3 protein-coding genes are annotated in these 2,195 nt (G+C 63.6%); all 3 read right to left on the bottom strand.

The genetic code is table 11. The features are described 5' to 3' along the window. The coding region (locus VMR03_RS11410) for a HigA family addiction module antitoxin (RefSeq protein ID WP_325405291.1) at window positions 1-300 on the bottom strand (300 nt) is incomplete at its 3' end. 197 nt (window positions 301-497) lie between these two features. Beyond that, window positions 498-1,583, bottom strand: coding sequence for a chorismate synthase (gene aroC / locus VMR03_RS11405; RefSeq protein ID WP_325405289.1), 1,086 nt, complete (start codon window positions 1,581-1,583; stop codon window positions 498-500). Between the two features lie 12 nt (window positions 1,584-1,595). Beyond that, a partial coding sequence (locus VMR03_RS11400) for an SDR family oxidoreductase (protein ID WP_325405287.1) occupies window positions 1,596-2,195 on the bottom strand: 600 nt, incomplete at its 5' end.

Here is a 2,195-nt window from a genome sequence, read left to right as displayed (position 1 = left end):
GATGGCGTCGAGCCTGGAGCCAAGTTTCCGCTTTTCCTCCATCAGGTCGTAGGCGGCCTGAAGACGCAGGAAATAGCCCTCCGACAGGCTGAAATAGCGGGCGAGCCGAAGGTCCGTGTCGGCGCTGATGGCCCGCTTGCCGTGCACGATCTCGTTGATGCGGCGCGGAGATACATCGATTGCGCGCGCAAGGGCGTTTTGCGAGATGCCCAGCGGTTCAAGCAGATCGAGCAGAAGCACGTCGCCCGGATGCGGGTTGTGCAGCAATTCAGCCTTTGTGGTAGTCGACGATTTCGACATCGCTCGCACCTGGGCCGTGGAAACTCAATTTACCTCCCCCTTGAGGGGAGGTCGAGAAATTCGCGGTACGCGGATTTCTCGGGTGGGGGCTCTGATTGAGAGGTTTTTTCTTGCCGCCTCCCCCCTCCCAACCCTCCCCCTCAAGGGGGGAGGGCTTAGAAAACGACCTCCTCTCAGGGGAGTGAGGCAAACTCTGTTCACCCCACCTGTCCGCGATGGCGGAGGAGATGGTCGGCCAGCACGCAAGCGAGCATGGCCTCGCCGACGGGGACGGCGCGGATGCCGACGCAGGGGTCGTGACGGCCTTTGGTCAGGATTTCCGTTTCCTCGTCCGACGTCGTGATGGTCTTGCGCGGCGTCAGGATCGAGGAGGTCGGCTTCACGGCGAAGCGCGCGACGATGTCCTGCCCCGACGAGATGCCGCCGAGGATGCCGCCCGCATGGTTCGAGGTGAAATAGGGCCCCTCGTTGCCGATGCGGATTTCATCGGCATTCTCCTCGCCCGACAGAGCGGCGCTCGCAAAGCCGTCGCCGATCTCGACGCCCTTGACCGCATTGATGCTCATCAGCGCGGCGGCGATGTCGGCATCGAGCTTGCCGTAGATCGGCGCGCCGAGGCCGGCGGGCACGCCCGAGGCGACGAGTTCGATCACGGCGCCACAGGAGGAGCCCGACTTGCGCACGCCGTCGAGGTAATCTTCCCACATCGGCGCGGCCTTGCTGTCAGGACACCAGAATGGGTTCTTCTCCGTCTCGTCCCAGCTCCAGTTGGCGCGGTCGATCCTGTGCGGGCCCATCTGGACGAGGGCGCCGCGGATCGTCACGCCTTCGAGAATCTTCCGGGCGATGGCGCCGGCCGCGACGCGCGCTGCCGTCTCGCGCGCGGAGGAGCGACCGCCGCCGCGATAGTCGCGGATGCCGTATTTCGCCATGTAGGTGAAGTCGGCGTGACCGGGACGGAACTTGTCCTTAATGTCGCCGTAGTCCTTCGAGCGTTGATCGACATTCTCGATCATCAGCGAGATCGGCGTCCCGGTCGTCACTTCCTCGCCGGTCTCGGGATCAGCAAAGGTGCCGGAGAGAATCTTCACCTCATCCGGCTCGCGGCGCTGCGTCGTGAAGCGCGACTGGCCGGGCTTGCGCTTGTCGAGGTAGAGCTGGATGTCCTCCGCCTTCAGCGGAAGGCGCGGCGGCGTTCCATCGACCACGCAGCCGAGCGCCGGCCCGTGGCTTTCGCCCCAGGTCGTGACGCGGAAGAGTGTGCCGAAGGTGTTGTAGGACATGAATGTTTATCGTCAGACGATGCTGATGTCGGGCGCGTCCTCGGCCTTCATGCCGACGACGTGGTAGCCGGCATCGACGTGATGCACTTCACCGGTGACGCCGGAGCCGAGATCGGAAAGGAGATAAAGGGCGGTATTGCCCACTTCCTCGATCGTCACCGTGCGCTTCAACGGCGAGTTCAGTTCGTTCCACTTCAGGATGTAGCGGAAATCGCCGATGCCCGAGGCCGCGAGCGTCTTGATCGGTCCGGCCGAGACGGCGTTGACGCGGATATTGTTGCGGCCGAGGTCGACGGCGAGGTAGCGCACGCTCGCCTCGAGGGCGGCTTTGGCGACACCCATGACGTTGTAATGCGGGATCACCTTCTCGGAGCCGTAATAGGTCAGCGTCACGATCGAGCCGCCATCCGTCATCAGCTTCTCGGCCCGCTGGCAGAGCGCGACGAAGGAATAGCAGGAGATCGCCATGCTGGCGGTGAAGTTGTCGAGCGTCGTGTCGACATAACGGCCGTCGAGCTCGTCCTTGTTCGAATAGGCGATGGCATGGACGAAGAAGTCGATCTTGCCCCATTCGGCCTGCAGCCGTTCGAAGAGCGCGTCGATGCTGCCCTG

Origin of the sequence: Parvibaculum sp. (genome assembly GCF_035511255.1) — a bacterium.
In the GTDB taxonomy this organism is placed as follows: Bacteria; Pseudomonadota; Alphaproteobacteria; order Parvibaculales; family Parvibaculaceae; genus Parvibaculum.
Note: the sequence above shows the minus strand (reverse complement) of the source record. Positions and strands in the feature narration are given on the sequence as shown.